The 7,500-nt window shown below is 65.4% G+C and carries 5 protein-coding genes, 1 tRNA gene and 2 rRNA genes (1 of these 8 only partly in view); 6 read left to right on the top strand and 2 right to left on the bottom strand.

All coding sequences use genetic code 11. The features are described from left to right. From VKZ50_20050 to rpoZ, 3 genes are all read left to right on the top strand, one after another. Positions 1-1,910: ribosomal RNA gene (locus tag VKZ50_20050) — 23S ribosomal RNA — on the top strand (it extends 2,360 nt beyond the left edge of the window). A 149-nt stretch (positions 1,911-2,059) separates the two neighbouring features. After that, a 5S ribosomal RNA gene (gene rrf, locus VKZ50_20045) occupies positions 2,060-2,176 on the top strand. A gap of 180 nt (positions 2,177-2,356) precedes the next feature. Next, positions 2,357-2,572, top strand: a complete 216-nt coding sequence (gene rpoZ, locus VKZ50_20040; protein ID HLJ62024.1) for a DNA-directed RNA polymerase subunit omega — start codon at positions 2,357-2,359, stop codon at positions 2,570-2,572. A gap of 78 nt (positions 2,573-2,650) precedes the next feature. Here the strand turns inward: rpoZ and ald are convergent, their stop codons facing one another. Continuing rightward, the gene (gene ald, locus VKZ50_20035) at positions 2,651-3,763 is read right to left on the bottom strand and encodes an alanine dehydrogenase (GenBank protein ID HLJ62023.1); all 1,113 of its coding nucleotides are present in this window, start codon (positions 3,761-3,763) and stop codon (positions 2,651-2,653) included. Between the two features lie 63 nt (positions 3,764-3,826). Next, entirely contained in the window at positions 3,827-5,197 is a 1,371-nt protein-coding gene (locus VKZ50_20030; GenBank protein ID HLJ62022.1) for a dipeptidase, read from the bottom strand. A gap of 210 nt (positions 5,198-5,407) precedes the next feature. On the opposite strand from VKZ50_20030, the gene VKZ50_20025 reads away from it, so the two are divergent. The 3 genes from VKZ50_20025 to VKZ50_20015 all read left to right on the top strand — a co-directional run. Next, positions 5,408-5,484: transfer RNA gene (locus VKZ50_20025), tRNA-Met, on the top strand. Positions 5,485-5,688: 204 nt separating this feature from the next. Next, on the top strand, positions 5,689-6,729 hold the full coding sequence (tilS, locus tag VKZ50_20020) for a tRNA lysidine(34) synthetase TilS (protein HLJ62021.1): 1,041 nt from the start codon (positions 5,689-5,691) through the stop codon (positions 6,727-6,729). Between the two features lie 204 nt (positions 6,730-6,933). Further along, positions 6,934-7,500 (top strand): ATP-dependent metallopeptidase FtsH/Yme1/Tma family protein (locus tag VKZ50_20015; protein HLJ62020.1); only part of this gene is annotated, 567 nt, incomplete at its 3' end.

The raw sequence follows: 7,500 nt of genomic DNA, 5'->3' as shown, positions 1-7,500 counted from the left end.
AAGTTTCCAAACTTGCCCCTTACGGGAGGGATCCCGTAAGCAAACCGGCTCATATCGGTGAAGCCCTAACGGCGGCGAAAGCCGGACGAGGGTAATACCGAGGGAAGCCGCGAAGTATGCGGCCCTGTAACGACTCCGGGCTCGACCCGGGGTGGCGCTCACTGGCGGAAGCCGCCAAATCTGCGGGCGCCACAAGACGCCGGTATCTCAGACGGGGATGCGGTGGATACGCACTGGTATCTGACGGGATATGTGGACGGTGAGGGATGCTTCTGCGTAACGTTCAATCGCAGCAGGCGTCACGCACTAGGATGGGATATTCGGCCGAGCTTCTCGGTCAGCCAAAATCGCGATCGTGCTGAGGTGTTGTACCTACTTCAGCAGACGTTAGGATGCGGCTGGATCAGACCGGATCGCTCGGATCGCACGCTGAAGTATGAAGTCCGGAGTATCCCTGAACTGGTCCACAACGTGGTCCCGCACTTTGAGTGCTACCCACTGCGCGCAAGTCAGGTGCGTGAGTTTGAGGCGCTCGCGGAAGTTTGCAAGATGATGTTCCGCAAGGAGCATCTTGTCCGCCCTGGTTTCGCCAAGATTGTCGAGTTGGCCGGGCGGCTGAACGCCTCAAGCAAGAAGCGCTATCCTCGATCCGAGATAAAGGTATAGTCTACGCCCTCTGGAGACAGGGGATCGCGCGAAGTTCCGACCTGCACGAATGGTGTAACGACTTGAGCGCTGTCTCGACCAGGGACTCGGCGAAGTTGTGGTGTCAGTGAAGACACTGACTACCCGCAGCTGGACGGAAAGACCCCGTGGAGCTTTACTGTATCCTGTCATTGGATGTGGTTCTCTCATGTAGAGGATAGGTGGGAGGCTGCGAAGCCGGGGCGCTAGCTTCGGTGGAGCCAACGGTGGAATACCACCCTTGATAGAATTACGTCCTAACCGACGACCTCATCGGTTGTCGGGACAGTGGCAGGTGGGCAGTTTGACTGGGGCGGTCGCCTCCTAAACAGTAACGGAGGCGCCCCAAGGTCCCCTCAGCACGGTTGGAAACCGTGCGGCGAGTGTAAGGGCATAAGGGGGCTTGACTGTGAGGCCAACAAGCCGAGCAGGGACGAAAGTCGGGCCTAGTGATCCTACGGCGGCAAGTGGAAGCGCCGTGGCTTAACGGATAAAAGCTACCCCGGGGATAACAGGCTGATCTCCCCCAAGAGTCCACATCGACGGGGAGGTTTGGCACCTCGATGTCGGCTCATCGCATCCTGGGGGTGTAGTAGCTCCCAAGGGTTGGGCTGTTCGCCCATTAAAGCGGTACGTGAGCTGGGTTCAGAACGTCGTGAGACAGTAAGTGACCGCTGCTGTCTATAAATCCGGCTATATGCTGGGAGGCCTGAGAATCCCACGCTACCAGGAATGCTGGTGACAATGCGATGGGTGCAGGTTATCAGCAGGGAAGACCAGACGAAGCGATCTGGAACCCTCAGAGACTGTACGCCGGATCCCTCACCACGGTGAGGGAAAGATACAGTCCGAGCTCCTAGGCGACTAGGAGAGGCAGGCAGAAATGACCTGCCCCTCTCTGTGGATGCCACAGAGGGAGTAACAAAACTGTCGGTCCCTATCCACTGCGGGCGCAGGAGGCTTGAGGGGTGCTGCTCCTAGTACGAGAGGACCGGAGTGGACGCACCGCTGGTGTACCGGTTGTCCTGCCAAGGGCACGCGCCGGGTAGCTATGTGCGGACGGGATAAGCGCTGAAAGCATCTAAGCGCGAAGCCCACCTCAAGATGAGGCCTCCCACCGGGTAACCGGGTAAGACCCCAGGTAGACTACCTGGTTGATAGGCCGGAGGTGTAAGGGCCGTGAGGCCTTGAGCTTACCGGTACTAATCGGTCGAGGGCTTGAAGGTATGGCCTTAGGGGTAGCTGTATGGAGCTTGCACCGTGGCTCGGAGTCTTAGGCCAAGGTCCTTATTTGCAAGCAGGGCCGGGATCCGAATGCACGAGCCATGGATGAACTGTGATGGGTTTCCGGTTGCCGGAGCCTGTCTCGAGAATTCCTGGTGGCGTTGCCGGAGGGGCCACACCCGTTCCCATTCCGAACACGGTAGTTAAGCCCTCCAGGGCCGATGGTACTGCGTGGGCAACTGCGTGGGAGAGTAGGTCGCTGCCGGGGATATTTCCGGTGGGGGAAGCTAGCTTCCCCCACCGTTCCTTCTTGCTTGTCCCAGCACGCTCACCATCATTGCGCTCCGTTTGATCGTGGACGAACCAACGATGCAGAGCCTCTTTGCGTCGAGGGGATTACGGATCGCTCGTGTGATGCCGGTGTCGCGGGTATAGGGAGGGTATGGCCATGCCGATGATCAAGCCACCGCTCGAATCGTTGCTCGATCGCGTGGACAACAAGTACTCACTCGTGATCGGCGTTGCGAAGCGCGCGCGCCAATTGAAAGAAGGTCACCTCCCGATGGTAGACGTGGCGAGCACGAACCCCGTCACCGTGGCGTTGGAGGAGATCGCCGCCGGCAAGGTGCGCGCGGAGATGGGTTCCGATCCGCCGAAGGGGTAGCCACGGGTGGTGCGTTGGGAGGCTGGGCCGCGCGGTCCGGCCTTCTTTGTTTTTCCCGGGGTCAGCGCCGGCGTGCGTTCAGGCGAGCAGCGTCTCGAGCGGCATGTACGTTAGGTGATGCGCCTCGGCAACGGCCGCGTACGTCGTGTGTCCTTCGGCCGTGTTGACGCCGCGCGCGAGCGAAGGATCTTCGCGCGCCGCTTGCCGCCAGCCCTTCGCTGCGAGGTGGAGCGCGTAGCCGATGGTCGCGTTCGTCAGGGCGAACGTCGAGGTGCGAGGCAGCGCACCGGGCATGTTCGTGACGCCGTAGTGTAACACGCCGAATTTCTCGATGACCGGGTGGGTGTGGCTCGTCGGCTCCGTGGTCTCGACGCAGCCGCCCTGGTCCACCGCGACGTCCACGATCACGGAGCCCGGCTTCATCGTGCGCACCATCGCCTCGCTGACAAGATGCGGCGCGCGGGCCCCCGGGATGAGCACCGCGCCCACGAGCAGGTCGGCGTACGTCATCGCTTGTTCCAGGGTCACCGGGTTACTCATCACGGCCATCGCGCGGCCGTGCAGAATATCGTCCAGATACGCCATGCGGCGTGGACTCTTCTCGAGCACGACCACCTGGGCGCCCATGCCGGTGGCAATCTTGGCGGCGTGGCTTCCCACTACTCCGCCGCCGATGATCACCACGTTGGCCGGAGCGACCCCCGTAACTCCGCCGAGCAATGTCCCCTTGCCGCCCGCCGTTTTCTTCAGGTAGAACGCGCCTTCCTGGACCGCCATACGTCCGGCCACCTCGCTCATTGGCGTCAGCAGGGGGAGTTCACCGTCGGGAAGTTGGACGGTCTCGTATCCGATCCCGACCGTCCGGCTTGCGAGGAGCGCATGCGTGAGCGCGGGCTCCGCGGCGAGGTGGAGGTACGTGAACAGGATGAGGTCCGAGCGCAGATACCGGTGCTCTTCGGGCAACGGCTCTTTGACCTTGAGCACCATCCCCGCGGCCCACGCATCCGCTGCCCGCTCGACGATCCTGGCGCCGCGGCGCTCGAAGTCGCGGTCGGGGATCCCGCTCTGCTCGCCGGCGTCACGCTCGACCAGTACCTCGTGGTCCGCGGCGATCAGCTCGTGGACGCCCGCGGGCGTGATGGCAACGCGGCCTTCCTGATCCTTGATCTCTTTGGGGACGCCGATGCGCATCGATGAGATCCCTCCCTCGGCGTTCGCCTCGGAACCGCCGGCGACGACCGCCGGCCTCTCGGGTTAGGCGCGGGCGCCGATGCGCTCGAAGAACCGCATGACCGCCACGATTCCCTTGTGGAAGTGTTCGAGATCGAGCCGCTCGTCGGGGCTGTGCGCATTCGAGTCGGGCGTAGCCCACCCGGTGACGACCGTCGGAAGCCCCAACTGTTCGATGAAATCGGCGACGATCGGTACGGAACCACCCATGCGCGTGAACACCGCCTCGCGCCCGAACGCGTCGGTGAGCGCGCGCTGTGCTGCGACGACGGCGGGCACGGTGGCTGCCATGACGACGGGTTGCGCGCCGTTCGTGACACGGACGGTAACCTGCGTGCCGCGCGGCTGTAGCGAGCGGACGTGCGCGGCGAACAGCCGCCCGATTTCCGCCGGGGTCTGGTTCGGGACGAGCCGCATGCTGATCTTGGCGGTGGCGCGGGCCGGGATCACGGTCTTGAACCCTTCGGCGGTGAAGCCGCCAGGCATGCCGTGCACGTCGAGCGTCGGACGTGTCCACATTCGCTCGAGCGGCGTGTAGTCCGGCTCGCCCGTGAGCGCGGCGGAGCCGACCTCATCGCGGAGGAACGCGGCTTCGTCGAACGGCAATCGGTCCCATCCCGCGCGCTCCGCGGGACCCGGCGGGACGACACGGTCGTAGAACCCGGGGATGCGAACGTGCCCGTTCGCGTCCTTGAGCCCCGTGATGATCTCGGCGAGGGCGATGAACGGGTTGGGGGCGACCCCGCCGTAGAGCCCCGAGTGCAGATCGCGCGCGGCGCCCTGCACTTCGACCTCGCCCCCGACGATGCCGCGCAGGCCGAGGGCGATCGCCGGGATGCCCGGAGCAAACACGCCGAAGTCCAGCACCAGCGCGGCGTCGGCACGCAACCGGTCTCCGTGGGACCGGACGTACGCTTCGATGCCCGCGCCGCCGCATTCTTCCTCGCCCTCGATGATCAACTTCACGTTGACGGGGAGCGCTGTCCCGGTCTGCAGGTAGGCCCGGACCGCCGCCATCAGCGTGAACATCTGGCCCTTGTCGTCTGCCGCGCCGCGGGCGTAGAGGCCGCCGTTGCGCACGGTCGGCGAGAACGGCGGTGCCGTCCACAGCCCGTCCGGGTCAGTGGGCTGGACGTCGTAGTGGCCGTACCCGAGCACCGTAGGGCGCCCCGGGGCTCCCAGCCATTCTGCGTACACAAGCGGGTGGCCGGCCGTCGGGATCAGGTCCACCGTCATGCCGATCTCCCGCAGGTGCTTCGCAACCCACTGCGCCGCGTGTCGGATATCCTCCCGGTGAGCCGGCAGGGTGCTGATGCTGGGGATGCGGAGCAGATCGCACAACTCGGCTTCGAACTGCGGGCGATGCGCCTGAACGAACTCGACCGGTGTGGGCATGCGTTCTCCCCCCCTGACGGAGCGTGCGACACGAGGTTCCGCGCTGGCGCGAGGCGGTCCTGCCGCGGGGCATGCCGGCGATGCGGGCCGGGCGGATCGTGTGCCGCGGTGCTCGCGCGGCGTGCGTCGCATCTTGCGTTGCCATCACCGACGTCGGGTGCGGGCCCCTCCGCGCCGATGGGCGGGGCGCGTGATATAATGAGCGTCGCTGGCGGCGTAGCTCAGGTGGTCAGAGCACGCGGTTCATACCCGCGGAGTCGGGGGTTCGAAGCCCTCCGCCGCCACCACCACTGATTCCCTTCTTGCCTCTTCGTCCTTTGGTGTGATTCGCCACGCTTCTCCCGGCGGCCCACGGGTCCTTCGTAGGAAGCACGTTGGGGGCCACCGAATCTGCCGCTCGTGCCCACCTTGGTTGTTGCGGGAAGGACCTGGGACCCCGCCGCGTGCCGTCGGCGATACAGGCGCGGCCGCGTCCCGGCCGAGGCGCGCGCATGATCGGTGGTGCGCAGCTGGTCGCCCGCGTCCGCGACACCGTCCGGCGCCACGCAATGCTGCAAGGTGGGGAAACGGTGATCGTGGCGGTTTCCGGCGGCGCCGATTCCACCGCGCTGCTGCGTTCGCTCGTCGGGCTGCGGGCGGATCTCGGCCTCGAGCTCCGCGTCGCGCATTTCAACCATCTGCTGCGGGAGGACGCGGGAGAGGACGCGACGTTCGTGGCGGAAGTGGCGCGCGGGCTCGGCCTTCCATACCATGAGGGCAGCGGGGATCCGCGAGCGTTCGCCGCGCGCACGGGACGTTCCGTGGAGGACGCCGCGCGCCACCTCAGATACGCGTTCCTGGTCTCGGTCGCCGCCGCGGCGTCGGCCGACGTGATCGCCACCGGTCACACCCTCGACGATCAGGCCGAGACCGTTCTGATGCGTCTCCTGCGGGGCGCGGGCCCATGGGGGCTGGCTGGGATTCCGCCCGTGCGACCGCATGCCGGTATGAGGTTGATCCGACCGCTGATCGAGACCCCACACGTCCTCGTCGAAGCGTCGCTGCGGGCCGAGGGCGTGGTGTGGCGCGAGGATCCGACGAACCGGGACCACGCCATGCTGCGCAACCGCATTCGCCACGTCTTGCTTCCGACGCTCGAAGGGTATAATCCTGATGTACGGGGCACACTTGCGCGGCTCGCGGAGGTCCTCCGCGACGAAACGGCCGCGCTCGACGAACTCGCAGTCGGTCGCGTAGGCGCGGTGCTGTCCGGCGATAAACCCGCGGTGCGCGTAGCGCTGGCGCCCTTCGCGGCGTTGCCGTCGGCGCTTCAGCGCCGCGCGTTACGCGAGGCCGTGCGGCGGGTGCGCGGGACTTTGCAGGGGGTCGCGTTCGTTCACCTTGAGGGAGCGCGGAAAGTGGCGCTCGAGGGGCGGACCGGTGCGGTGGCGGAGTTGCCGGGTGGTGTACGGGCCGTCCGGCTGCGGGCGGTGCTCGAGATCGGGACCACGGCGCGCGCGCCGAGACGTGGAGCTCCGCGATCCGGATTGTAATAAGGTGATAGGCAGTTGCAACGTCGGGACGGACGGATCGGAAGGGACCGGAGGGGACGAGAGGCACTGACGGAAAGGCGTATGCGCGCGCGGCGCGTGTATGCGGGTGCGGACCTGTGTGCTATAATTTTTTGAAGAGGATCCGCACACCTTGCCCCCTGGCGCTCCGGGTCCAGTGGCTGGCGTCTACGAGGAGGTCCCGGAGTGTTCAATAAGTATGTGCGCAATCTGCTCGTATGGGCGCTGATCCTCGTGGTCGTGCTCTATTTGGTGTTGCCGCTCTACCACCAGCGGGCGCCGCGTGAGGAGATCTCCTACAGCGACTTTCTCGACAAGGCTCAGTCGGGTCAGATCACCCAGGTCACGGTCAGCAACGAGGCCGTCTCCGGACAGCTGAAGGATGGTCGCTCGTTCCGTGCCTACGTGCCGGCCAACGACGGCTCGTATCTTCCTCTCTTGCAGGCGAAGGGCGTCACGATCACGGTGGAGCCGCAGTCGCGATCGTCGCTGTGGCCGAACCTGTTGACGACGATGCTGCCGTTCCTCGTGCTCGTGGGCCTCTGGATGTTAATGCTGCGGCAGGCCCAGTCGGGGTCGAACCAGGCGATGTCGTTCGGCAAGAGCCGGGCACGGCTGCACACGGAGGCGAAGACGCGGGTCACGTTCGAGGACGTGGCGGGGGTGGAAGAAGCGAAGGAGGAGCTCGAGGAGATCATCGAGTTCCTGCGGCATCCGAAGAAGTTCCAGGCGCTGGGGGCGAAGATCCCGCGG

It is taken from the genome of bacterium (genome assembly GCA_035295165.1).
In the GTDB taxonomy this organism is placed as follows: Bacteria; Sysuimicrobiota; Sysuimicrobiia; order Sysuimicrobiales; family Segetimicrobiaceae; genus JAJPIA01.
The sequence above is the reverse complement of the archived record's forward strand: the minus strand, read 5'-3'. Positions and strand labels throughout refer to the sequence as shown.